Source organism: Streptomyces sp. NBC_00344, from assembly GCF_036088315.1.
Taxonomy (GTDB): domain Bacteria; phylum Actinomycetota; class Actinomycetes; order Streptomycetales; family Streptomycetaceae; genus Streptomyces.
The window spans coordinates 5,018,272-5,041,429 of sequence record NZ_CP107996.1 but is presented as its reverse complement, the minus strand read 5'-3'; the positions used below and the strand labels follow the sequence as shown (position 1 = coordinate 5,041,429).

27 protein-coding genes and 1 pseudogene are annotated in these 23,158 nt (G+C 69.7%); 12 read left to right on the top strand and 16 right to left on the bottom strand.

The window, feature by feature from the left end:
* Position 1: 1 nt before the first annotated feature.
* From efeB to OHS16_RS22745, 3 genes are read left to right on the top strand one after another with little or no spacing between them, the layout of a single operon-like run.
* Positions 2 to 1,252: an iron uptake transporter deferrochelatase/peroxidase subunit gene (efeB, locus tag OHS16_RS22755; protein ID WP_328539081.1), complete on the top strand. Its 1,251-nt coding sequence runs from the start codon at positions 2 to 4 to the stop codon at positions 1,250 to 1,252.
* A 54-nt stretch (positions 1,253 to 1,306) separates the two neighbouring features.
* The gene (efeU, locus tag OHS16_RS22750; protein ID WP_328539080.1) at positions 1,307 to 2,275 is read left to right on the top strand and encodes an iron uptake transporter permease EfeU; all 969 of its coding nucleotides are present in this window, start codon (positions 1,307 to 1,309) and stop codon (positions 2,273 to 2,275) included.
* Positions 2,163 to 3,131 (top strand): hypothetical protein, encoded by a 969-nt coding sequence (locus OHS16_RS22745; protein ID WP_328540949.1) that lies wholly within the window; start codon positions 2,163 to 2,165, stop codon positions 3,129 to 3,131. Before efeU ends, OHS16_RS22745 begins: the two co-directional genes overlap by 113 nt.
* Before the next feature lie 90 nt (positions 3,132 to 3,221).
* Here OHS16_RS22745 and OHS16_RS22740 read toward each other — a convergent pair whose 3' ends face one another.
* Both OHS16_RS22740 and OHS16_RS22735 read right to left on the bottom strand, forming a co-directional pair.
* Positions 3,222 to 3,953: a bifunctional DNA primase/polymerase gene (locus OHS16_RS22740; RefSeq protein WP_328539079.1), complete on the bottom strand. Its 732-nt coding sequence runs from the start codon at positions 3,951 to 3,953 to the stop codon at positions 3,222 to 3,224.
* Between the two features lie 87 nt (positions 3,954 to 4,040).
* Positions 4,041 to 4,670 (bottom strand): TetR/AcrR family transcriptional regulator, encoded by a 630-nt coding sequence (locus OHS16_RS22735; protein WP_328539078.1) that lies wholly within the window; start codon positions 4,668 to 4,670, stop codon positions 4,041 to 4,043.
* Positions 4,671 to 4,888: 218 nt separating this feature from the next.
* Here OHS16_RS22735 and ddaH point away from each other — a divergent pair.
* Positions 4,889 to 5,746: pseudogene (gene ddaH / locus OHS16_RS22730) on the top strand (dimethylargininase); the annotation flags it as partial.
* A 53-nt stretch (positions 5,747 to 5,799) separates the two neighbouring features.
* Here the strand turns inward: ddaH and OHS16_RS22725 are convergent.
* Positions 5,800 to 6,807 carry a small ribosomal subunit Rsm22 family protein gene (locus OHS16_RS22725; protein ID WP_328539077.1) on the bottom strand — a complete coding sequence of 336 codons (1,008 nt, stop codon included), beginning with the start codon at positions 6,805 to 6,807 and terminating at the stop codon, positions 5,800 to 5,802.
* Between the two features lie 9 nt (positions 6,808 to 6,816).
* Positions 6,817 to 8,073, bottom strand: a complete 1,257-nt coding sequence (locus OHS16_RS22720) for a multidrug effflux MFS transporter (protein ID WP_328539076.1) — start codon at positions 8,071 to 8,073, stop codon at positions 6,817 to 6,819.
* 55 nt (positions 8,074 to 8,128) lie between these two features.
* Between OHS16_RS22720 and OHS16_RS22715 the strand changes: the two genes are divergently transcribed.
* The 4 genes from OHS16_RS22715 to OHS16_RS22700 are packed head-to-tail and all read left to right on the top strand — an operon-like array spanning position 8,129 to position 11,242.
* Positions 8,129 to 9,133 carry a Gfo/Idh/MocA family protein gene (locus tag OHS16_RS22715; protein ID WP_328539075.1) on the top strand — a complete coding sequence of 335 codons (1,005 nt, stop codon included), beginning with the start codon at positions 8,129 to 8,131 and terminating at the stop codon, positions 9,131 to 9,133.
* Positions 9,134 to 9,155: 22 nt separating this feature from the next.
* Positions 9,156 to 9,908: an SDR family oxidoreductase gene (locus OHS16_RS22710; RefSeq protein ID WP_328539074.1), complete on the top strand. Its 753-nt coding sequence runs from the start codon at positions 9,156 to 9,158 to the stop codon at positions 9,906 to 9,908.
* A gap of 30 nt (positions 9,909 to 9,938) precedes the next feature.
* Positions 9,939 to 10,322 (top strand): MazG-like family protein, encoded by a 384-nt coding sequence (locus OHS16_RS22705; protein ID WP_328539073.1) that lies wholly within the window; start codon positions 9,939 to 9,941, stop codon positions 10,320 to 10,322.
* Positions 10,323 to 10,351: 29 nt separating this feature from the next.
* Entirely contained in the window at positions 10,352 to 11,242 is an 891-nt protein-coding gene (locus OHS16_RS22700; protein WP_328540947.1) for a PhzF family phenazine biosynthesis isomerase, read from the top strand.
* A 59-nt stretch (positions 11,243 to 11,301) separates the two neighbouring features.
* Here OHS16_RS22700 and OHS16_RS22695 read toward each other — a convergent pair whose 3' ends face one another.
* Positions 11,302 to 12,444, bottom strand: a complete 1,143-nt coding sequence (locus OHS16_RS22695; protein ID WP_328539072.1) for a D-alanyl-D-alanine carboxypeptidase family protein — start codon at positions 12,442 to 12,444, stop codon at positions 11,302 to 11,304.
* Between the two features lie 417 nt (positions 12,445 to 12,861).
* On the opposite strand from OHS16_RS22695, the gene OHS16_RS22690 reads away from it, so the two are divergent.
* On the top strand, positions 12,862 to 14,418 hold the full coding sequence (locus tag OHS16_RS22690; RefSeq protein ID WP_328539071.1) for an alpha-L-arabinofuranosidase B: 1,557 nt from the start codon (positions 12,862 to 12,864) through the stop codon (positions 14,416 to 14,418).
* A 194-nt stretch (positions 14,419 to 14,612) separates the two neighbouring features.
* Here the strand turns inward: OHS16_RS22690 and OHS16_RS22685 are convergent, their stop codons facing one another.
* The 11 genes from OHS16_RS22685 to OHS16_RS22635 form a co-directional block, all read right to left on the bottom strand.
* Entirely contained in the window at positions 14,613 to 15,035 is a 423-nt protein-coding gene (locus OHS16_RS22685; RefSeq protein WP_328539070.1) for a hypothetical protein, read from the bottom strand.
* A 47-nt stretch (positions 15,036 to 15,082) separates the two neighbouring features.
* On the bottom strand, positions 15,083 to 15,487 hold the full coding sequence (locus OHS16_RS22680; protein WP_328539069.1) for a gas vesicle protein K: 405 nt from the start codon (positions 15,485 to 15,487) through the stop codon (positions 15,083 to 15,085).
* Between the two features lie 10 nt (positions 15,488 to 15,497).
* On the bottom strand, positions 15,498 to 15,707 hold the full coding sequence (locus tag OHS16_RS22675; protein ID WP_328539068.1) for a gas vesicle protein: 210 nt from the start codon (positions 15,705 to 15,707) through the stop codon (positions 15,498 to 15,500).
* Entirely contained in the window at positions 15,697 to 16,527 is an 831-nt protein-coding gene (locus OHS16_RS22670) for a GvpL/GvpF family gas vesicle protein (protein ID WP_328539067.1), read from the bottom strand. The genes OHS16_RS22675 and OHS16_RS22670 overlap by 11 nt, the downstream gene beginning before the upstream one ends.
* Positions 16,524 to 16,961: a gas vesicle protein gene (locus OHS16_RS22665; protein WP_443042674.1), complete on the bottom strand. Its 438-nt coding sequence runs from the start codon at positions 16,959 to 16,961 to the stop codon at positions 16,524 to 16,526. The genes OHS16_RS22670 and OHS16_RS22665 overlap by 4 nt, the downstream gene beginning before the upstream one ends.
* Positions 16,962 to 16,993: 32 nt before the next feature.
* A complete protein-coding gene (locus OHS16_RS22660) occupies positions 16,994 to 18,235 on the bottom strand; it encodes an SRPBCC family protein (protein WP_328539066.1) in 1,242 nt (413 codons plus the stop codon).
* On the bottom strand, positions 18,232 to 18,801 hold the full coding sequence (locus tag OHS16_RS22655) for a hypothetical protein (RefSeq protein ID WP_328539065.1): 570 nt from the start codon (positions 18,799 to 18,801) through the stop codon (positions 18,232 to 18,234). Before OHS16_RS22655 ends, OHS16_RS22660 begins: the two co-directional genes overlap by 4 nt.
* Before the next feature lie 27 nt (positions 18,802 to 18,828).
* On the bottom strand, positions 18,829 to 19,086 hold the full coding sequence (locus OHS16_RS22650) for a gas vesicle protein GvpG (protein WP_328539064.1): 258 nt from the start codon (positions 19,084 to 19,086) through the stop codon (positions 18,829 to 18,831).
* A gap of 118 nt (positions 19,087 to 19,204) precedes the next feature.
* Positions 19,205 to 19,918, bottom strand: a complete 714-nt coding sequence (locus OHS16_RS22645; protein WP_328539063.1) for a GvpL/GvpF family gas vesicle protein — start codon at positions 19,916 to 19,918, stop codon at positions 19,205 to 19,207.
* 4 nt (positions 19,919 to 19,922) lie between these two features.
* A complete protein-coding gene (locus OHS16_RS22640; RefSeq protein WP_328539062.1) occupies positions 19,923 to 20,363 on the bottom strand; it encodes a gas vesicle structural protein GvpA in 441 nt (146 codons plus the stop codon).
* A 72-nt stretch (positions 20,364 to 20,435) separates the two neighbouring features.
* On the bottom strand, positions 20,436 to 20,735 hold the full coding sequence (locus OHS16_RS22635; protein ID WP_443042673.1) for a gas vesicle protein GvpO: 300 nt from the start codon (positions 20,733 to 20,735) through the stop codon (positions 20,436 to 20,438).
* Between the two features lie 371 nt (positions 20,736 to 21,106).
* On the opposite strand from OHS16_RS22635, the gene OHS16_RS22630 reads away from it, so the two are divergent.
* From OHS16_RS22630 to OHS16_RS22620, 3 genes are read left to right on the top strand one after another with little or no spacing between them, the layout of a single operon-like run.
* The gene (locus OHS16_RS22630; protein ID WP_328539061.1) at positions 21,107 to 21,790 is read left to right on the top strand and encodes a HemK2/MTQ2 family protein methyltransferase; all 684 of its coding nucleotides are present in this window, start codon (positions 21,107 to 21,109) and stop codon (positions 21,788 to 21,790) included.
* Positions 21,774 to 22,049, top strand: a complete 276-nt coding sequence (locus OHS16_RS22625; protein WP_328539060.1) for a CDGSH iron-sulfur domain-containing protein — start codon at positions 21,774 to 21,776, stop codon at positions 22,047 to 22,049. Before OHS16_RS22630 ends, OHS16_RS22625 begins: the two co-directional genes overlap by 17 nt.
* Complete coding sequence (locus OHS16_RS22620) at positions 22,049 to 23,068, top strand: iron-containing redox enzyme family protein (RefSeq protein WP_328539059.1); 1,020 nt, start codon at positions 22,049 to 22,051, stop codon at positions 23,066 to 23,068. The genes OHS16_RS22625 and OHS16_RS22620 overlap by 1 nt, the downstream gene beginning before the upstream one ends.
* Positions 23,069 to 23,158 lie beyond the last annotated feature (90 nt).

Genomic DNA, 23,158 nt, shown 5'->3' with positions numbered 1-23,158 from the left:
CATGACTGAGCAAGACACCGCCCCCGCGTCCCCGTCCCGGCGTTCGCTGATCGGCTGGGGCGGGGCGGGGCTCGCCCTCGGGGCAGTCGCCGCAGGGGGCACGGCCGCCGCGCTGAGTACCGGCGACGAAGTCGTGCCCGCGGCGGACACCGGGAGCGCGGTGGCGTTCCACGGCAGGCATCAGGCCGGTATCGCCACCGCTGTTCAGGACCGGCTGCACTTCGCGTCCTTCGATGTCACCACCGACGACCGCGCCGAACTGGTCCAGCTGCTCAAGGACTGGACGAAGGCCGCCGCGCTGATGACCCAGGGGCACCCGGTGGGCGACGGCGCCTTCGGCGGGCTGCCTGAGGCCCCGCCGGACGACACCGGCGAGGCGCTGGGGCTCAGGCCTTCCCGGCTGACACTGACGGTCGGCTTCGGCCCCGGCCTGTTCGAGAAGGGCCGGTTCGGCCTGGAGGACAGGCGGCCTGACGCGCTCGTCGACCTGCCGAAATTCCCCGGCGACAACCTCGAGGCGACCCGCAGCGGGGGCGATCTGTGCGTCCAGGCCTGCGCGGACGACCCGCAGGTCGCCGTGCACGCGATCCGCAATCTGGCCAGGATCGGCTTCGGGAAGATCGCGATCCGCTGGTCTCAGCTGGGCTTCGGCAAGACCTCGTCGACCACGCCGGATGCCCAGACCCCGCGCAACATGATGGGTTTCAAGGACGGCACCCGGAACATCCCGGGCACCGACACCGCCGCGCTCGACAAACATGTCTGGGTCTCCGGGAAGGAGGGCCCCGACTGGATGACCGGCGGCTCCTATCTCGTGGCCCGCCGGATCCGGATGCACATCGAGACCTGGGACCGCTCCTCGCTCCAGGAGCAGGAGGACACCTTCGGCCGGAGCAAGGGCGAGGGCGCACCGGTCGGCAAGGCGAAGGAGCGCGACGAACCCTTCCTCAAGGCCATGCTGCCCACCTCGCATGTGCGGCTCGCCCACCCGGACTCCAACCACGGCATCCGGATCCTGCGCCGCGGCTACTCCTTCACCGACGGCACGGACGGCCTCGGCCGGCTGGACGCCGGCCTGTTCTTCCTCGCCTATCAGAAGGACGTCCGCAACGGGTTCATCCCGCTGCAGCGCAGTCTCTCGCGGCACGATGCGCTCAACGAGTACATCCAGCACGTGGGTTCGGCGCACTTCGCGGTGCCGCCGGGCGTTCGCGACAAGAGCGACTGGTGGGGCCGTGCACTGTTCGCGTGACTCCGCTGTCCTGGTTTCTGCAAGCCCGGTTCCTGCAACCAGAAAGGATCCGACGTGTTCGGCAACTATCTGATCGGCCTGCGCGAAGGGCTCGAAGCGAGCCTGGTCGTGTGCATCCTCATCGCCTATCTGGTCAAGACGGAGCGGCGTGACGCACTGCGGCCGATCTGGATCGGTATCTCCACCGCCGTGCTCGTCGCCCTGGCCTTCGGCTTCGCACTCGAATTCGGTTCGCAGGAGCTGACGTTCAAGGCCCAGGAGGCGCTGGGCGGCTCCCTGTCCATCATCGCGGTGGGCCTGGTGACCTGGATGGTCTTCTGGATGCGGCGCACCGCGCGGCATCTGAAGACCGAATTGCACGGCAAGCTGGACGCCGCCCTGCAGATGGGTACGGGCGCCCTCGTCGCGACCGCTTTCCTGGCGGTGGGCCGTGAAGGCCTGGAGACCGCGCTGTTCATCTGGTCCTCGGTGCACACATCGACCAACGGCACCCAGGCGCCGATGATCGGCGCACTGCTCGGTATCGCCACCGCCGTGCTGCTCGGGTGGCTGTTCTACCGGGGTGCGGTGCGGATCAATCTGTCCAGGTTCTTCACCTGGACCGGCGGGATGCTGGTGATCGTGGCGGCGGGCGTGCTCGCCTACGGCGTTCACGACCTTCAGGAGGCCGACTTCATCCCCGGTCTGCCGAGCCTGGCGTTCGACATCAGCTCGGCCATCCCGCCGGACAGCTGGTACGGCACGCTGCTGAAGGGCGTGCTCAACTTCCAGCCCGATCCGACCGTGCTGCAGGCAACGGTCTGGGTGCTCTATCTGGTCCCGGCGCTCGCGCTGTTCCTCGCCCCGGTAGGGTTCGCAGCGTCCTTGAAGGCAGCGGGATCGCGGGAGCAGAAGGCAACTGATGAGCAGGCTGGGGCGGCTGACGGCGGGTCTCGCGACGCTGGCGGCGATATCGCTGACGGCGAGCGGGTGCATGACGGTGCACGGCGAGCTGGAAGCCGTACCGTCGGCGACGAAGGCTGAGGCCGCACAGGCACTCAGCGCCTTCACGGTCGCTTACAACAAGGCGGACAAGGCGTACGACCCGGCTCTCGACGAGGGCCGGGTCACCGGTGCTCTCGGGGCGATCAACCAGGCGGGGCTGAAGGCCCGGCACGCCCTCAGTCCCGACGGCAACACCCGGCACACGGATCTGCAGCTGTCGGACGCGAAATTCGCCATACCCAAGAAGGCGGGCTGGCCCCGCTGGTTCGTCGCCGACACCGACTCCAACCGCGACCGGGACGGCGGGCAGCAGGACACCCGCTGGCTGGTGGTGTTCGTGCGCAACGCCGTGGACCAGCAGTGGAAGGCCGCCTACCTGTCGGTGCTCACCCCTGCGGAAGTCCCGGTGTTCGCCAGGGACAAGGACGGCTGGGCCGAGCCCGTGAAACCGGCCGCCGCCTCGCTGGCGGTGGCGCCCAGGAACCTGAGTGCGCAGTACGCGTCGTATCTCAGGAGCGGCGCTCCGGCGCACTTCGCCGCGGGCACCCACACCAGTGTCTGGCGCCGGTCACGGGCGAGGAACGCGGATCTGCCGGGGCTCAGCACGCAGTACGTCGACCAGCCGCTGGCCTCCGGCGACTACCGGCCGCTGGGACTCGCCACCAGGGGCGGCGGAGCGCTGGTCTTCTTCGCCACCCGGCACTTCGAGCAGCAGACCGCGGCGAAGGGCCTGCACCTGACGGTGTCGCCCGATGTGAAGGCGCTGCTGAGCGGCGACGCGAAGACCACCATCACCAAGGAACGGGTGTCCAACGAGGCCGCCCGGGTACCGGCGCAGGGCCAGGTGACCATTCTCGACCGGGAACAGGGCCTGGTCGCAGCCAAGGGGGCGTGAGCCCGGAGCACAGGCCGCTGCCGGACCGCTCCCGGCGGCACGGAGCGGCACCTGCGGTCACCCCGGCTGCCGGACGGCTCGGCCGCCGGCTCAGCGGCCGAGCGGCCAGGCGACAGCGTGGTCGTCCTGGTCGTTCTCGCCCGCATAGCGTGCGCAGGCGTCGGTGAGCGTCTCCAGCAGAGTCAGCGGGTCGGGAAGCTGATGCTCGAGACCGCGGACCCATTCCACGCTCGCCCCGCCGGGAAGCCGCGCGGGAGGTACGAGCACATAGCTGCCACGGCAGTGCCAGCGCAGCCCGGGGTGCTCGTCCATCGTCTCGGGATGGCAGTCGAGCTCGCACGGCCACCATTCGTCCTCGTCCTCGGGCGTGCCGCGGGTGGCGGTGAAGAAGAGCATCCGGTCGTCGCCCGACCGGGCGACGGGGCCGACATGGATCTCCCGGGCGAGCAGCCTCTCCAGTGCGCTGCGTCCCGCGTCGAGCGGTACGTCCAGTACGTCGAGGACCATGCCGGTCGCGGTGATGAAGTTGGCGTCGGGCTGGTTGCGGACCCAGCGCTCGACCTGCGCGCGGTCGGTCGTCGACTGGGTCTGCCAGGCGAAGGAGAGCGGATGCCGGGCCGGGGTGGGACACCCCACCCGGTCGCAGGAACACCGGTAGCCGATGGGGTGGGCGGCCGGTGACAGTGGCAGACCGGCTGTCGCGGCGGCGACCAGCAGGGTCTCCCGCAGATGGTCCCCGTCCGGTGACTCCTTGGGGCGGCGCCGCAGCCACTGGGGCATTCTGCTCGCCGTGACGCGGTCTCGGCCGGACTCTGTTCCCATCTATCCCCTCACCTCACCACTGCCCTGCTGACTCCATGCTGCCACCATCCTGCGCCCCGGGTGACCACACTTCCCACCCGGGGTGGGTCAGCCGGCCCCACCACGGGGAGCGATTCCGCGCAGTACCTGGTCGACACAGACATCGGTGAAAGCGTGGGTGAGCGGTTCGGTGCGCTGGAGCCAGCGGTGGGTGAGCGGGCCCACCAGCATCTCGACGGCGATCCTGATGTCCACGTCCTGGCCGATCTGACCGGCCCACACCGCGGAGCGGAGCCGTTCCTCGTACAGCGCCAGCGAGGGTTCGAGCAGTTCCCTGGTGAATTTCGCGCCGAGTTCCGGATCCATCGATCCGGCGGCGGTGAGGGCGCGCGCCGGAGCGTCGTACTTCTCGTCGTTGAACTGATCGACGGTGAGCCGCAGCACGTGCTTGAGATCGGCGGCGATGTCACCGGTGTCCGGGAAGCCGCCCCATTCGCCGTCCGCCTGCGCGTCCCCTGCGAGGGCGATGGAGGCATCGAGCAGGACGGCCGCCTTCGACGGCCACCAGCGGTAGATGGTCTGCTTGCCAACGCCGGCCCGGGCGGCGATGGCCTCGATGGTGAGTCTGCTGTACCCGACCTCGCCGACGAGCGTCAGCGCGGCATCGAGGATCGCCCGCTGCGAGCGCTCGCTGCGGCGGGTGGCGTCGGGTGCTCTGGAGGAGGGGGCGTCGGCCATGGCGGGGAATCTAACATCGTGAACCGATACGTTTCGTCTCGGCCCTGCCGCTGGATCCGTCCGGGCAGCGGGCCACCGCGGTAACGGCCACGGTGGGTGAACCACCCGGAACGAATCCGGCCACGGTGGGTGAACCACCCGATCGGTGCACAGCGCCGACGCCCTGCTGGGCGGACCATGGGCACCAGACGGCTGCACATCCCGCAGCCCATCTCCGCCGTGAGGAGCCCTCATTGCCTCGTGACGCCCGACCCCGGCGCTATCTGATGTGCCCACCGGCACACTTCAGGGTGACGTACTCCATCAACCCCTGGATGGACCCTTCGAAACCGGTCGAGATCCCGCTCGCCATCGCCCAGTGGGAAGATCTGCGCGACCGCTACCGCTCGCTCGGCCATACCGTCGACCTGCTCGACCCCAGGCCGGATCTGCCCGACATGGTCTTCGCGGCGAACGGCGCCACGGTGGTGGACGGACGGGTGCTCGGCGCCCGGTTCGCCTTCACCGAGCGGGCCGAGGAGGCGCAGGCGCATGTGGAGTGGTTCCGCTCGAACGGCTTCGCCGACATCCAGCAGCCATTCCATGTCAACGAGGGCGAGGGCGACTTCGCGGTCACCGCGTCCTATCTGCTGGCCGGACGGGGCTTCCGCTCCAGCCCGCTCTCGCACGACGAAGCCCAGGAGTTCTTCGGCCGGCCGGTGATCGGCCTCGATCTGGTCGATCCCCGCTACTACCACCTCGACACGGCCCTCAGCGTCCTGGACGACGCGTCCGACGAGATCATGTACTACCCGGACGCCTTCTCCCCCGGGAGCCGCGCCGTGCTGTCCAGGCTCTTCCCCGACGCCCTGATCGCGACGTCCGAGGACGCCGCCGCCCTGGGCCTCAACGCGGTGAGCGACGGCCGTCATGTGGTGCTGCCGCATGCCGCCGTCGGTCTCTTCGGACCGCTGCGGGACCGGGGGTTCGAGCCCATGGGCATCGATCTGGGTGAGCTGCTGAAGGGCGGCGGCAGTGTGAAGTGCTGCACCCAGGAACTGCGGATGCAGCAGCCGGCGGCAGTCGCGTACGGCTGAGGCCGCAGGCGGTACGAGCGAGGAGTACGCCCGGTGGGCGTACTCACGCGTGCTCACCCGTGGGGCGGCCAGGGGTCGCCCCACGCGGTGTCGCGGGCCGCTCGGTAGAGGTCGCCGTGCCGCTTGGAGACGTTCTCCCGGGTGAGCTCCCCGGCGTCCGTGCAGAGTTCCAGCAGCACCAGGCCCTTGCGGATCTGCGGTTTGCGCACGACCCGTGCCGCTGCCGTCGCGGCGTCGCCCCGGACGGCGGCGACATAACTGAACTTCTCGTCCTCGTAAGGAAGGGAGCCGCCCTTGACCTGCCGGTGCAGCGATGACCTGTTCACCCGGGCCGAGAAGTGACACCAGTCGGTGCCGCGCTCGATGGGGCAGGTCTCGCTGTGCGGGCAGGGCGCCGCGACCCGCAGGCCCGCGGCGATCAGCCGGTCGCGTGCCGCCATGATCCGCAGATAGCCGTCGGGGGTGCCCGGCTCGACGACGAGAACGGCCTGGGCGGCAGCCGCAGCGGTGTCCACCACGGCGGCGCGGTCCGCTTCGGTCAGTTCGCCCAGAACGTACGAGACGGTGACGAGATCAGTGCTCTCCAAGGTGAGCGCCGATCCGATCCGGGCGCGCTGCCACTGCGCGGCACGCAGCACGGGCGGCCCCGTCTCGGCGGCCAGTTCGCGGCCGAGTTCCAGCGCGGGTTCCGCCCAGTCCAGCACGGTGGTGCGATGGGCGCCGCCGCCCTCGGTGTCCTCCCATGCCCCGGCCACCGCCCAGCTCGCCGCGCCTGTGCCACCCCCGATGTCCGTGTGGGTGGCCGGCACCCAGCCGGGCACCGTGACGCGAAAGGCGTCGAGGGCGGAGCGCACCGCCTCGAAGGTCGCGGGCATCCGGTACGCGGCGTACGCCAGGACGTCCGAGCGGTCACGCAGCAGCGGGGTGCCGGTCGGCGTGGTCCCCCGGTAGTTCGCGATCAGCCGCTCCACGGCCTGCGACGCCTGCTTGGGCGGCAGTCCGTCGAGAAGACCGGCGAGGGCGCTGCGCAGAGCTTCTGCGGCGGGAAGGGAGTCGTTCACCGGAGGAGTTTAGCGGCGCTGCTGCCACGGCCGGCACAGCGCCAGGAAGCAGGTGCCGGCGGCCAGCGCGCACACCAGCTGCACGACCGCCATCGGCGCCGCCGTCGTCTCACCCGCGATACCGACCAGCGGGGACGCCACCGCGCCGAGCAGGAAGGTCGACGTCCCGAGCAGGGCCGACGCCGAGCCCGCGGCATGCGGGGTGCGCATCAGGGCCTGAGCGTTGGTGTTGGGCATCGCCAGGCCCATCGCCGACATCAGGCAGAAGAGCGCGGCGGCGACCGGGAAGAGGCCCACCCGACCGAAGATCCCGCTCGTCATCAGCAGCAGAGCGGTGGCCGCGAGTGTGATCACGGCCAGCCCGCATCCGAGGGCCTTGTCCATGCTGACCCGGCCGACCAGCACCTTGCCGTTGATCTGGCCGACCGTGACAAGGCCGATCGAGTTGATCCCGAAGAGCAGGCTGAAGGTCTGCGGCGAGGCGCCGTAGATCTCCTGGACCACGAAGGGTGACGCCGATATGTAGGCGAAGAGAGCGCCGAAGGCCAGGCCGCCGGAGAGCAGGTAGCCGGTGAAGATCCGGTCGGCCAGCAGGGCGCGCATCGTACGGAGCGCATGGCCGACCCCTCCCGGGTGCCGCTTCCCGGGCGGCAGCGTCTCCCCGAGCCACTTGAAGACCACCAGGGTCAGCAGCGCGCCGATGAAGGTGAGAAGCACGAACACGCCCCGCCAGTCGGTCAGCCGCAGTATCTGGCCGCCGATGAGCGGGGCGACCACCGGTGCGACGCCGGAGATCAGCATCAGGGTCGAGAAGAAGCGGGCCATCTCCACACCGTCGTAGAGGTCGCGGACCACCGCTCGGGCGATGACGATGCCGGCGGCGCCCGCGAGCCCCTGCAACAGACGGAAGCCGATGAGGAGTTCGACGCTCGGTGCGAAGGCGCAGACCGCGGTGGCCGCGACGTACACCACCATGCCGATGAGCAGCGGGCGCCGCCGCCCCCACTTGTCGCTCATCGGACCGACGACGAGCTGGCCGAGCGCCATCCCCACCAGGCAGGCGGTGAGGGTGAGCTGCACGGTGGCGGCGGGTGCGTGCAGCGCGCCGGTGACCTCGGGCAGCGCGGGGAGGTACATGTCCATGGAGAGCGGCGGCAGCGCGGTCAGTCCGCCGAGGACCAGGGTGACCAGGATTCCGGCGGAACGGACGGCGGGCGCGGGCTGCTGCCCGGTGCGTATGTGCGCAGGAGCGGAGGTCTTCGGCATGACCTCTATGCTCTCAGCCGTCGGGCAGTGTTCGAACCAATTCAATGAGGCCGGGATGGACACAACCGTGCGCTGGGGCGTGCTCGCGACGGGCGGCATAGCCGCCGCATTCACCGCTGACCTGCAGGGGCTGCCCGATGCCGAGGTGGTCGCCGTGGCCTCACGCACCCCCGCGTCCGCGAAGGGATTCGCCGGGCGCTTCGGGATCCCGCGGGCCTACGGCAGCTGGGACGAACTCGCCGCCGACGAGGACGTCGACGTGGTCTACGTGGCCACCCCGCACTCCGCGCACCGGGCAGCCGCCGGGCTCTGTCTGGAGGCCGGGCGTGCGGTGCTGTGCGAGAAGGCGTTCACCCTGAACGCGAGGGAGGCCGGCGAACTGGTCGCTCTCGCCCGCTCGCGCGGCAGCTTCCTGATGGAGGGCATGTGGATGTACTGCAGTCCACTGCTCCGGCGTCTGGTGGAGCTGATCGGCGACGGTGCGATCGGCGACATCCGTACCGTGCAGGCCGACTTCGGCCTCGAAGGCCCCTTCGACTCAGGACACCGGCTGCGGGATCCGGCTCAGGGCGGCGGCGCCCTGCTCGATCTCGGCGTGTACCCGGTGTCCTTCGCGCAGCTGCTGCTGGGCGAACCCGACCGGATACGGGCCGATGCGCTGCTCTCCCCCGAGAAGGTGGATCTGAACACCGGGATGCTGCTCGGCTGGGACAGCGGAGCGACCGCCCTGCTCAGCTGCTCGGTGACCGCGGACACCCCGCAGACCGCGGCGGTGACCGGCACGGCGGGCCGGATCGAATTCCCGCGCGGCTTCTTCCACCCGGAGAGTTTCGTGCTGCACCGGGCGGGCCGGGACCCCGAGGAGTTCACGGCCGGTCGGGGCGGGGGCGCTCTGCACGGTATGCAGTACGAGGCAGCCGAGGTCATGCGCTGTCTGCGGGCCGGCGAGACCGAGTCCCCGCTGGTACCTCTCGACGGCACTCTCGCGGTGATGCGGACGCTCGACGCGGTACGGGAGCGTATCGGCGTGCGCTACCCGGTGGACGTCTCGCCGGCCTGAGGCTGCCGTAACCTGCGGGCCCATGAACACACATCTCAGGACAGCGGTGGTCACGGGCGCGGGTTCGGGGATCGGCCGAAGCGTCGCCCTCACCCTCGCGGAGGCGGGCTGGTCGGTGGCGCTGGCCGGCCGGCGGGCGGAGAAACTGGAGGAGACGGCGTCGCTGGCGCAGGGCCGCACCTTCTGTGTCAGGACCGATGTCACGTCCCCCGACGAGGTGACGGCGCTCTTCGAGGCGGTCCGGGACCGGTGGGGCCGGCTCGACCTGCTCTTCAACAACGCGGGCATCTCGGGTCCCGGCGGGATTCCGGTGGAGGACCTCTCCCACTCCGCCTGGAGCAAGGTCGTCGACACCAACCTGACCGGATCGTTCCTCTGTGCGCAGGGGGCGTTCCGGCTGATGAAGGGCCAGGATCCGCAGGGCGGCCGGATCATCAACAACGGCTCCATCTCCGCGCACGCACCGCGCCCGGACTCGATCGCCTACACCGCGACGAAACACGCGCTGACGGGTCTGACGAAGTCGCTCTCCCTGGACGGCCGCCCGTACCGGATCGCCTGCGGGCAGATCGACATCGGCAACGCGGCGACCGAGATGACCGAGCGGATGCAGCGCGGTGTTCCGCAGGCGAACGGCGAGCTGGTGGCGGAGCCGGTGATGGCGGCGGCGGACGTGGCGAGGACGGTGCTGCACATGGCGGAACTGCCCCTGGAGGCGAACGTGCAGTTCGCGACGGTACTGGCGACCACGATGCCGTACGTGGGACGCGGGTAGCCGGGCGGGCCAGGTGCGCCTCGTCGCGGCATGACACGCTCCTGCCATGGACGATCCACCTGGACCACCATCGGCCGGCTGCACACCTGGCTCGGCGAAGCCACCGCATGCCCGCCCGGTGAAGCAACGCTGTTCCGCATCCTCAAACTCTCCGAGGAGGTCGGCGAGGTCGCCCAGGCGGTCATCGGCGCCACCGGGCAGAACCCCCGCAAGGGTGTCACCCACACCTGGCAGGAGGTAGAGGGGGAACTCTGCGACGTGATCGTGTCCGCGATGGTCGCGCTGCGCACGCTCACCCCGGACGCGTCCGATGTCTTCGCCGCCCACCTGCGGCGGGTCGAGGAGCGCTCCCTCCAGGTGTCCGCGAAGGCGGCGGGGCAGCCGTACGAAGCGGTGAAGGAACCCCGGGAATGACCGCGGGGGCACGCCGGTTGTCGATCGTCATGACGCCGAAACCCCGCCCCGAGATCCTTCGCTACACCGCCTTCACCACCGACCCCGCCGGGGGCAACCCCGCCGGGGTCGTCCTGGACGCGGCCGGGCTCGACGACCCTGCGCAGCTGGCGATCGCCGCCGAACTCGGATACAGCGAGACCGCGTTCCTCAGCGCGCCGCCCGCGGGCCTCGGCGGGGCCGCGGGACGGGCGTTCACCGTCCGATACTTCAGTCCACTGGCCGAGGTGTTGTTCTGCGGGCACGCCACCGTCGCCACGGCCATCGCGTTCGCCGAACGGCACGGCCCCGGTGAACTGCTGCTCGCCACGCGGGCCGGTACGGTGCCGGTGACCGTTGCCGAGGAGAACGGAGTGCTGCGGGCCACACTCACCAGTGTCGAGCCCGCTGTCCTCGACGTCACGGAGCGGGATGTGACCCGGGCGCTGGACATCCTCGGCTGGTCCGCCGCCGATCTCGACCCGGCGTTCCCCGCCCGCATCGGGTACGCGGGTGCCCGCCATCTGATCCTGGCGGCCGCGACACGGGCCCGGCTGGCCGACCTCAGCTACGACTTCGACGCACTCGCCGCCTTCATGCGGGACCTGGACCTCACCACGCTGCAGTTGGTGTGGCGGGAGTCGGAGCAGGTGTTCCATGTCCGCGATCCGTTCCCGGTCGGCGGTGTCGTCGAGGACCCGGCGACGGGGGCCGCGGCTGCGGCGCTGGGTGCGTACACCCGTGAACTCGGCCTGGTTCCACCGGATGCCGTCCTCACCCTGCACCAGGGCGCGGACATGGGCCGCCCGGGAGAGCTGACGGTCGAACTGCGCGCGGGCGACCCCCGGGTGCGGGTGAGCGGCACCGGGACGCGTATCGCGCAGACCGTGGCAGGCAGGTGAACCGGCCGCCGGGAGCCCGCGCCGTGCGGCGCGGGCTCCCGGCGCGGGGGTCCGTACGGTCAGTGCTTACGGACGCGGCGCGGACGGCGGTTGCGCAGGGCCACCGTGCCCCCGGCGAGCAGCGCAGCCAGGCCACCGCCGGCACTCAGCAGCGGCCAGGAGCTGCTGCTCGCGGCACCGTCCGACTCGGCGGTTCCGCCCCTGACCGGCTTGGCCGCAGCGGAGCCCTTCGGCCCGCCGCCCTCGCTGAGGGGCTCGACGAGCGTGCCGACGGGCCCGACCTTGCCGACCGCGCCGAAGCCCCAGTCGAGGAGCGCGGCGGTCTCCGTGTAGATCTTGTCGTAGCCGATCGCCGGATGCATCACCGTCACCAGCAGGGTGCGGCCGTTACGGGTGGCCGCGCCCGTGAAGGTGTTGCCGGCGTGCGTGGTGTAGCCGTTCTTGACCCCGATCATGCCCTGGTACGTGCCGAGCAGCCGGTCCGTGTTCTGGATCTGGAAGGACTTGCCGCCCCTGGCCGGGAATTCGGCGATCCGGGTGCCGCAATAGGCCCGGAAGCCGGGGTTCTTCAGCCCGTGGCGGGCGAACAGCGTCAGGTCGTACGCCGATGACGTCTGTCCGGCGTGGTCGTATCCGTCCGGACTGATGACATGGGTGTCCAGGGCCTGGAGGTCGACGGCCTTCGCCGCCATCTCCCGCACCGTCCGCGGCACCCCGCCGTTCATCGAACTCAGCACATGTACCGCGTCGTTCCCCGACCGCAGAAAGACCCCCTGCCACAACTGGTCCACGGTGTACGTCGTTCCGGCCTCCACGCCGACCAGGCTGCTGCCCTCCGGGATCCCGGCCAGGTCGGCCACGGTCACCCGGTGCTGCCGGGTCCTGTCGAACTTCGGCAGCACGGTGTCGGCGAACAGCATCTTCAGAGTGGAGGCGGGCGCGAGCCTGCGATGCGCACGGTAGGCGGCCAGCACCTGGCCGGTGTCGTGGTCCGCGACGAGCCAGGACTGCGCCTCGGCCTGCGGCAGCTCCGGCGCACCGCCCAGGCGTCTCACCTGAACCCCGTCCTGACCGAGCCGGACACCTCCCACGGCGGTGGCGGCCGAGGCCGGGGCGGCCCCGGAGGCTAGGAGCGCGGCGGGCACGGCAGCTGCGGCAAGGCCGAGCACTGCGCGCCGGGAGGGCGAAGCGTCGCTGGTCACCCGGCCGATCGTACGGAAACGGGCACGGGTACGGAAACGCCGGGGACCGCTGCCGAGTGAACGCCCTTTACTGGCAGAGGAGTTGACCTCTCGGACGAGCCAGGCGGCGGGGTGCGCGCAGTGGACCCGGCGAAGGGCTTGACGCATCTGCGCCCGAGCGGTCTGATACGTGCGACACACCGGACCTTGTTCGATACTTCGAACCTGAAGGGCGGTCCGCACCTTGCCGTACGAGCGGGAACATCGCCGCCAGGACCCCTGCGCACGCCTGCCCTCCAGCGGGCGACGCGACGAAAGCCCGACACGGCATCCGTGCCGAACCGAGCCGCGGCCGGCTCCCGAGTGCCGGTCCCCGACACCCGGGCCCCAATCGGGTGTTTGGCACCGAACCCCCACAACACCATGGAAAGAGGCCCCATGATCGCCCGAACACCGTTACGGCACATCCGCAGAGCGCTGCTGTCCGCGGGTGCGACCGTCGCTCTCGTCATCGGCATCCTGGCCGGCAGCCCGAGTGTGTCGCAGGCCGCCGGAACACTCCCCTGCGACATCTATGCTTCCGCCGGTACACCCTGTGTCGCCGCCCACAGCACCACACGCGCGCTGTACACGTCGTACAACGGCCCGCTCTACCAGGTGAAGCGCGCCTCGGACGGTGCTCTCAGGGACGTGGGAGTGCTCTCTGCCGGCGGCTACGCCGACGCCGCTGCTCAGGACACCTTCTGCGCGGGCACGACCTGCACCATCAACGTCATCTACGACCAGTCGCCCCGCCACAACGACTTGCCCATCGAGCCGGCCGGCACGGCGGGTCCTGCCAACTCCGGGGTACCGGCGGACGCGCTGCCCGTGACCGCCGGGGGCCGCACGGTCTACGGCGCCTCGTTCTCGGGCCGTATGGGGTACCGGCACACGGCGGCAAGCGGAGTCGCGGTCAACGGCCAGGCCGAGGGCATGTACATGGTGACGTCCGGCACTCATGTGAACGACCGGTGCTGCTTCGACTACGGCAATGCCGAGGTACGGGTCGCCGACACCGGCAACGGTCACATGGACGCCATCAACTTCGGCACGGAGTGCTGGTTCGCGCCGTGTCACGGATCCGGACCGTGGGTGCAGGCAGACCTGGAGAAGGGCCTGTTCCAGTCGAGCACGGGCCCCGGCACCAGCTCCTCGTACACGGGCAGCGCCGCACCCTTCGTGACGGCCCTGCTGAAGAACAACGGCCAGAACTACTTCGCGACGAAGGACGGCGACGCCCGGTCGGGGAGTCTCACCACGCGATACGCCGGACCGGAACCCACGGCCGGGGGGTACTCACCGATGCGGCAGGAAGGGTCCATCGTCCTGGGAACCGGTGGCGACAACAGCAACGGATCCATCGGCTCCTTCTTCGAAGGTGTCATGACCAGTGGCCTTCCGACCGACGCTGCGGACAACGCGGTGCAGTCCGACATCGTCTCGGTCGGCTACGGTGCGGCCGGCCGGACAGCGGGCGGAACGCTGAGCGACGGCTCGGCGATCTCACTGCGGGCGACGACCGCAGGCTCCGCCACCCGCTACATCCGCCACCAGCAGGGCAATGCCGTCACATCGGTCGTCTCCGGGAGCAGTCCGGCCCTGGACAAGAACGACGCCTCCTGGATCGTCCGGCGCGGCCTTGCCAACTCCTCATGCGTGTCGTTCGAGTCGCGGAACTACCCCGGCGACTTTCTCCGGCACGACAACTACCGGTTGCTCCGCCGGCCGATGGACGGAACGGCCGCCTTCCGGTCCGACGCGACGTTCTGTCCGCAGCCCGGCAAGAACGGCCAGGGCACCTCGTTCGCCTCGTACAACTACCCGGACCGGTTCATCCGCCACTACAACAACACCGTCTACATAGCGAGCAACGGCGGCTCGAACGCGTGGGACAGCTCCGCCCTGTGGGCTGACGACGTGAGCTGGGCCGTGAGCACTCCCTGGGCACCGTAGGTGCCTGCCCGGCACACTCCGTCGCGGGGGGGCCGTCACCGGCCGACGCCGGGGACGGCCCCCGCGCCGGCTCATCCGGCCCGGACCCGCACCGGGCGGACCGGACAGCAAAGAACGGTGTACGGGCGGGTGCGTCGCAGAGGTCCTGCGCTCACCCGCCCGTACACCGTCCGGGATTCTTCGGTTCGATTGCCTCAGAGGCGGCCGTGCGTGAGCCGGGACAGCGGCCCGGCCTGTGGCTTCGCCGTATGGCGGCCCAGGGCGAACGCCGCGCCGAAAACACCGGCGACGCCCGCCGCGGCGCCCGTGGCGATGGCCTTGCGGTTCTTGATGACACCCCAGGTCGCGATGGCCGCGGTGGAGGCCTTGGCCGCCGAGGCGACAACTGCCTTCTGACCCGTCTCCAGTCCCTGCGCCGCTGCCTTGCCGGCACGGGTGGTCGCCTCGCCGGCGGACCGGACACTTGCCTCCGCGGATTTCCCGGCTTCCTGTGTGGACGACTTCGTCCTCGAAGCGGCGGCGGACGAACTCTGCTTGGCCCGGTTACCGGCTTCCTGCGTCCGCTTCCTGGCCGCGCTGGTCGTGTGGTTGGCGGAATTCTCGCTCTCTTGAGTCATGTCGTACGTGTTACCTGCCAACCGGTCCTGAAACGCCTTCGATCGGCTCAGGAATCGCCGCGCGGAAGCAATGACCCCAGCGGTCCGAGATCCAGATTGAGATCGTCCATGGTGAGCCCGTACCTGTCGCACAGTTCGGTCATACGGTCCTGAAGAATCATCAGAGTGAGTCCGATCCGCTCTTCCTGATCATCACTCAGATCACCCTGGTCCACGCGGTGAAGTGCGGTGCGTTCCATGAGCTGGCGGAGCAGCTCCACAATGGTGAGCACCAATTTGATGAGATCTCGCTCCACCGTCTCCGGATCCGTTGTGAGCCGCTGTGCCGTGTCACCGGCCGGGCGGCTCTCCTCCGGTCCCGCCGGGAGAACCCCGAAAGCCCGTACCGCGGCCTGTGCCACTTCGCCGAACGCCGCCCCGTCCGAGGGCGGCCGGTCATTCTCGGCCGTCATTGTGCCCTCCTCACCAAGGAGCCGGTTCATCGGAAGTGATGGAGCGGATAACCGCCCGGAGATTGATGTGCACCAGATCCACATCGGCGACGGAAAGCACCAGATCTCCGGTGAGAACGGCACCGCCGTTGAGCAGCCGGTCCAGCAGGTCGATCAGGGCGACCTGCCGGCCCGCCAGGGACTCGGTTCCGGACCCGATGGACGTGACGTCACCGCTCACTGCGTCCGCCCCCCGCCTCCGCGGGCGGGGTGGCGAAGGAGTACGGCGCCCAGGGACCGGTGATCTCGATCCGTACGCCGGGGACATCCTCGGCCAGGCCGTCCAGCGCGGCACGGAATTCCCCGGCTCGGGCCGCCGGGACCAGATAGGCGTCATTGGCGATGTTCTCGCCCTCGGCAGTGGCCAGTTCACCCTGCTGCGGCCGGTGAGCGACCCTGTCACGGGCCAGTGCGGCCACCCGGCCCGGCACCTCGGCCGCCAGGGCGCCCGCGGCCCGGTACACGTCCTGCGTGCTGCGCCGCTGCGCCCTGCGCTTCTGCAGATAGGCACGCCCGGGGCTGACCGGCGCGGGGGTGCTCACCGCGTCCGCCGTCTCTGCTTCCGCCGGCTGCCGCAGGTCCGCGTACACCTTGACGCCGAGTTCGACATGGTCCTCCAGCCGCGCGAGCAACCCGCAGAAGTCCGCCCCGCGTTGGTGCAGCATCTCCGTCACCCTGGTGTCGTCCAGGTAGACCGTCGCCAGGCGCATGGGGAGGACGGTGGAGCAGGCATACGCCGCTTCCACCACCAGGTGATGTGTACGGGCGATCTCCTCCAGCCGCTTCAGATCCTCCATCTGCGCCTTCATGCCCTCGGTGCTGAAGGTCCGAGCCGACACGGACGACACCAGCGCGTCGAGGCCGGCGGCACGCACCGTTCGCAGGACGCCTCCGTCCAGGCCGGGCACCGGGCCGGACATCGTGTCCAGCCCGGTGCCGGCGCGACCGACGGCATAGACGTAGGAGATGCCGGCTGCGGCTGCCGGGGCCTCGGTGCTCACTGCTTCTTCTCCCCGCTGCCGGTGTCGTCGGCCGTCTCCGCTGTCTCCCGGGCGGCGGGAAGGCCCGCCGCCGCGCGCAGTTCGGCCAGTTCCGCCTTGAGACGGGCGTTCTCCTGCGCCAGCGGATCAGCGTCCGCGGTGTCCCGGCCGGTGGTGACCTGCTGGGGTGAACGGGCGCGGGAGGAGAGGGAGGGGTCGTGCTCCCACCAGTCGATGCCCATCTCCTTGGCCTTGTCCACGGAAGCGACCAGAAGCCTGAGCTTGATCGTCAGCAGCTCGATGTCCAGCAGGTTGATCTGGATGTCACCCGCTATGACGATGCCCTTGTCCAGGACCCGCTCAAGGATGTCGGCGAGGTTGGCGGAGGACCCTTGCTGGCCGTACGGGGACGCCCCGGAGGAGGTCCCCATACGGCCGGCCAGTGAATCGGACACGTCTTCAGCCTTGTCTGTGCTGTCGGCTCACGTCAGCGACGGGCCGAGGCGGTACGGCGCCGGGAACGGCGAACCGGCTGGTCTTCTTCCTCTTCCTCTTCACCCTCGTCCTCTTCGGTGCCCCGGGGCTCGTCCCCGGCCTCGGCGTCCTCGTCCTGCGGGTCGCCCTCGGCCTCGTCCTCAGCGGGGATGTCCTCCTCGTCGCGGTACTCGGCGTCCTGCTCGTCGCTGAGTTCGTCGTCCTCCGGCTCGTCCTCTTCGGGCTCGTCCTCGGGCTCGTCCTCCTCGGGGATCTGCTCCTCGTCCTCGTACTCCTCGTCGAGTTCGCCGTCCGCATCGGAGAACCCCTCGTCAGGCTCCTCTTCGTCCCCTGCGTCCTCGGCCTCCCCGGAGGCGTCGGCGCCTTCCCGCTCCTCCTCCTCGGCGCGGGCCTCTTCTTCTTCCACGGCTTCGTCGTGCTCCACGACGACCTCGCCGTCCCGGATCTCGCCGCGCCAGCCGTCGGTGGCCTCGCCGCGCATCATGATGAACTTCCGGTAGAGCTTGAGGTCCAGCCGGGCGCGGCGGCCCTGGGCCCGCCAGATGTTGCCGGTCTTCTCGAAAAGGCCCTTGGGGAAGTACTCGAGAACGAGCAGGACCCGCGTCAGGTTGTCGGTGATGCGGTGGAAGGTCACCACACCCTTGACGGTGCCCTTCGCGCCTTCGGTGGTCCAGGTGATCCGCTCGTCCGGCACCTGCTCGGTGACGTTCGCCTTCCAGCTGCGGGTGGACTTGGCGACCTTCACCTTCCAGTTGGTGCTGGTGTCGTCCGCCTTGTCGACACTCACGACGCCCTTGGCGAAGGTGCTGAACTCCTGGAACTGCGTCCACTGGTCGTACGCCTCACGCACGGGGACACCCACATCGATGTCCTCGACGATCGTCACGCTCTTGGACTTGCCCCCGCCGCCCTTTCGGCCCTTGCCGAACATGCCCTTGACCTTTTCCTTGAGGGTGTCCTTGAGGTGGGCGCCGCCTGCGGACAGGGCGGCCTGCGCCGGGGACTTGCCCTCACTGAGCGCCTTGCCGCCCTTGGCCAGGCTGCCCGCGAGTCCGCCCACACCCGCTCCCGGGTCGGCAAGCTTGCTGACGCTCTCGCCGAGCTTGTGTCCGAGCGTGGTGACGGCGTGCTCGGCCCGGGCCCGCGCATAGTTCTGCAGTTCGTCCTTGAGCCGGTCGGTGGCGGGGTTCTGCGCCACCTCGCTCTTCAGCCTGCTGAAAGCGGAGTCACTCACTTCGCACCACCGCTCTTGGCGGTGCGCGTCCGCGAGGCGGACTTGCCGGCGCCCGACGCGCTCTGACGTGCGCTCGAGGCCGCCTTACGGCTACCGCCCGATGCGGCGCGGCGCGCCCCGGACGACGCCTTGCCCGAAGCCGACTTGGCAGCCGAACCGGCAGCCCGCTTACGGGGCGCCGGCTTCTTCTCCGGCTCCTGGTCGTCCTCGGCGGCGTGTTCCGTGTCCCGGTCGTCCTCGGGCTCCTCTTCGCGGTCCTCCTGGCCGGCGGCTCCGCCAAGACCCAGGGTCCGTTCGTGGAGCGAGTCGGCCAGACCGCTCGCCCGCTTGGTGAGGGCCGATGTCGCCGCCGACTTGGTGGCCTCGACCAGTTCCGTGCGGACCTGGTTGTTGAGGCTGCCGAGTACCGGCGAGTTGGCCACGAGCTTGCCCAGCTGGGCCGGGTCGAGACTGAGTTTCTTGCCGGCCAGGAACATGCCCAGGCCGATGGCCATCTTGGCCTTCTTGGTGCGTCCCAGCAGATAGCCACCCACCAGGGCCACGCCTATCTTGACGTTGCCTGTCATCTCTCGTACACCTCGTTCTCCCCGTTGTCAGGAATTGGTCCGCAGGCGCCGCTGGTTGGCTTCGAGCCATTCCAGCCTGTCCAGCAACTCGTCCTCACGGCGGTCGAACTCGTCCTCTCCGATGCGGCCGCTCAGCAGGTCCTTCTCGAGCGCCGCCAGTTCACCGCGTACGGGTTCCGGGTCGTAGTACTCCCGCTCCGCGGTCACCAGCACCTGGTCGATGACCCAGGCGGTGCCGCGCAACGGAGCCAGCGGCAAGGTCAGGATGTTCGTGATGAGTCCCATCGCGGTCCTCCGCTCAGCGGTTGCGGTCGTTCACGGGATCGGTCGGGAATTCGGTTCGGGACCGGCCGGTTCGTGGGGCTGGTTCGCCTGCTCGGTTCGCCGCGCTCCGCTCGCCGGCTCAGACGAAGCTGTAGGGCGGCAGTGGTCCGTTCAGTGAGAGCGTCCACGCGTCGCCCCGCGACTCCGCCTCTTCGTGGACGGCCTGGGAGAAAGCGGCCCCCTCGTCACGCTTGATGAGGAAGGACACGTTCAGGAAGTGCGTCCTGGTCGGCTCACCGACCGCGACACTCACCGAAGCGGGCGTCAGCCGCGCCACGATCTCCTCGGAGGCCCGTTCCTGACGGACCTGGACTTCGTGCGAGATCAACTCGCCCAGGGCCACCATCTCGTCGCGGGCCCCCGGGTTGTTGCGGGTGCGCTCGCTCAGCTCACGCACCTCGTCACGCTCGTTGGCGATCTCCAGCAGCAGGTCCTGCTCGTCGCGGGCGACCTTCAGGTTGTACTCGAGGCACCCGTCGACCTCCTTCAGCCGGCCCAGGTAGGCGTCACGCTGCTGCTCCAGGACGGCGATCACCTGATCGTCGTCGGGTCCCACCAGACCGAAGCGCATCGGCAGCGCGGGGCCGTCGGTCAGCAACCCGTCCAGCACGGTCTGGTGCGCCACGAGATCACGCCGCTTGGCGCGCAGATCCGGGGGTGCGTCGCTCACGACCGCGCTGAGATCCTTCGTCCGCACGACGCGCAGCGCCGACGGCGGTTCTCCGATGCCTGCGATGTCACTGAGACGCAACGGGTGATCGGCCGTGGTGACGGCGTATATGTAGGTGGACACAGAACTACTCCTCTCGGCGGCTCGAGCTGCGGCGGCTGCTCGAAGTGGTCTTGCGCGCGGGGCGCTCCTCCTTCTCCTCGGAGTCGTCCCGGCCCTTCTGCAGGGACTCGCTGAACGCCTCGACAGCGCCGGTCAGCGCGCCCTTGGACTTGCCCTTCGCGCCGTTCTCGGTCATGTCGCCGACGAGATCGGTGAGCTGGCTCGGCGCCTTGCGCCCGGACTCCAGGTCGAGCCGGTTGCACGCCTCGGCGAACCGCAGGTAGGTGTCGACACTGGCGACCACCACACGGACGTCGATCTTGAGTATCTCGATACCGACGAGAGAGACCCGGACGAAGGCATCGATGACGAGACCTCGGTCGAGAATGAGCTCCAGGACATCGTAGAGATTTCCCGAGCCCCCACCTGTGTTGTTCGACGAGTTCGACTGCTGGACAATACTCATGGTTCAACTCCCTTCCTGCTTAACGGGGAAGCGCTGGTTCCGGCGCGATAACAGCCGGTTCCCGATCCGACCTCAGCGGTCGATCTGCCCCTTCGCGTAACGGCGAATTCGCTCGTATCCCACGAGTTGGCCTTCCAGATCGAGGGAAACCCGATAGGTGGCCATTACGCTTGCGGTGTCGGGGACCTTCTCGAGCTCCACGACTTCGACGTCGGCCGACCAGCCGTCGTCCGTCGCTTTCAGCGCAGAGACGGAACTGGGCTCACATTGCAGCATTTGCGCAAGCTGGCCGGCAGCGCGCCGCATGGCCGTGGGAACATCAAGGCGCTCGCGGCTGCTCTTGCCGTCTTTACTGTCGGTCGTTGCCATCATCCCGCCTCGCGCCTTTAAGACTTCGTGCCTCTGTGAAGAGGCCGACGTGCCGCTCTTGCGGCTGTGAAACGCGTGCCCTTGGGATTCGAACCTATGCATCTCGTTCACATCCGCTGCCTTTGTGCAGGTCACACCGTGATCACATCCACCACAGGTCCCGGACGGCGCGGATCACTGTTCGCCGGATGTCCCGGAAAGGGGCGCTGTCCTTCCGCCGCACCTGTGCCAGGGACCGAACAGGCCGGGTGCCCTCAGTGAGCGGACGTCACGTTGTGTCGGGGCCGACTGGCGCACGGACCCCAACGAGCGGAGCCTTGACCGTGAAGACATGACCCGCGATTCAGACGGTGCGGGCGTTCTGGAGGTGCCTCATGTCAACGACCGTGCCGATGCTGACCGGTCCCCCGCGCATCAGAACCCTGCCCGGCGTCTACATCCCGCAGCACGACACACATCTGCTGCTCGGCGCTCTCCGCCGGGAGGAGAGCGTCTTCGGTACCGATCTGCTCGACATCGGCACGGGCAGCGGCGTGCTGGCGGTGCAGGCGGCGCGCATGGGGGCCCGTGTGACGGCCGTGGACGTGGCCCTGCGGGCCGTGCTGACCACCCGCCTCAACGCCGCGCTCGCCCGGCAGCGCATAGCCGTCCACCGGAGCGATCTGACTGCTTCGGCCCCGGACCGGTCCTACGACGTGGTGGTCAGCAACCCGCCGTACGTACCCGCACCCCACACCCGGCCGCACGGACAGGGCGCGGCACGCGCCTGGGACGCCGGGCCCGACGGCCGGGCGGTTGTGGACCGCATCTGCGACGCGGCGCCCGCGCTGCTGCGGTCCGGCGGTGTGCTGCTCATGGTTCATTCCGGTCTGTGCGGCGCAGGAGCGACGGTGCGCCGCCTGGAAGAGGCCGGCCTGCGGGCGAACGTGAGCGACCGGGCACTCGTTCCCTTCGGACCGGTGCTGCTCTCACGGCTGCCGTGGCTGCGCCGGCAGTCACTTCTGGAGGACGGCGCCGACAAGGAGGAGTTGGTGGTCATCCGTGCCGAACAGCCCTGACCGCGCCCGCCGCGTCACGATCGACGGCAGCGGCCCGCTTCTGGTGGAGGGCCCGGTGGAGGTGGTCGGCGATGACGGGTCCGTCTCCGTCTCGACCCGCTTCGTCGTCGCCATCTGCGTCTGCCGCAGGAGCCGTACCTACCCGTGGTGCGACACCAGCCACCGCCGGCGCGTACCACGCGGATCGCAGAAAGCGCCGGACATCGCTCCCCGCGGAAGGAACGAGGAGACGACGAACGAGGAGAAGGGGACCGGCTGATGGCCCCCTGCCACGATTCACGGTGCACCGCGGCGCGGCTTCCGGACCCGCGGGGCGAGCTGTCGGCCGCCGTCGTCTCGGCGCTGCGCTCCGGGGGCCCGCACCGGTTGCCGGATCCGGCAACCGCTCCCGAGGACCCCTTCGGCGACGACCTCCAGCTCGCCCTGTATGTCCTGTACGAGCTGCACTATCAGGGCTTCGAAGGTGTGGACGGCGAATGCGAGTGGGACCCCGGACTGCTGGGACTGCGAGGCGTTCTGGAGGAACGGTTCCTGAGTGCTCTGCGCACCGGGGTCCCCGGCGCGCCCACCGTGGACGAAGCCATGTCGGGCCTGCTGGTCGAGCCCGCCGGGGACGACGGAACGAGTGTCAGCCACTACCTGGCGAGCGAGGGGACCCTCCGGCAGCTGAGGGAGTACGCGGCGCTGCGCTCCCTCTACCACCTCAAGGAGGCCGACCCGCACGCCTGGGTCATTCCCCGTCTGCACGGCCGGGCGAAGGCCGCCATGGTGGCTGTCGAGTTCGATGAATTCGGTGCCGGAAGGGCGGAATCGGTCCACGCCCGGCTCTTCGGCGAGCTCATGGACGACCTGGAACTGGACACGTCCTACGGGCACTATCTCGACGCCTCGCCCGCCGAACTGCTCGCCACGGTCAATCTGATGTCGCTGTTCGGTCTGCACCGGGCGCTCCGGGGGGCGCTCGTCGGTCACTTCGCGGCCGTCGAGGTGACCTCGTCACCGGGCTCCCGCCGGCTTGCCTCCGCTCTTCGCCGTACCGGCGCGGGGCCTGCCGCCGCGAGGTTCTACGACGAACACGTCGAAGCCGACGCGGTGCACGAGCAGGTGGTCCGCCGCGACGTCATCGGCGGCCTGCTCAGCTGCGAGCCGCACCTGGAACCCGACGTCGCGTTCGGTGTCGAAGCCACCGGACTGCTGGAGGACCGGCTCGCCGGGAAGTTGCTGCCCGCCTGGCGGACGAACGGCAGCGCCCTGCGCGGACCGCCGGCCACCGGCTGAGACCGGTCAAGGCGCGGGGACCGGCGCTCCGGGGCGGGCCAACCGGCGGCAGGCCGTGGTCGGTTGATCTCCCGGGTGTCCGGAGAGCCG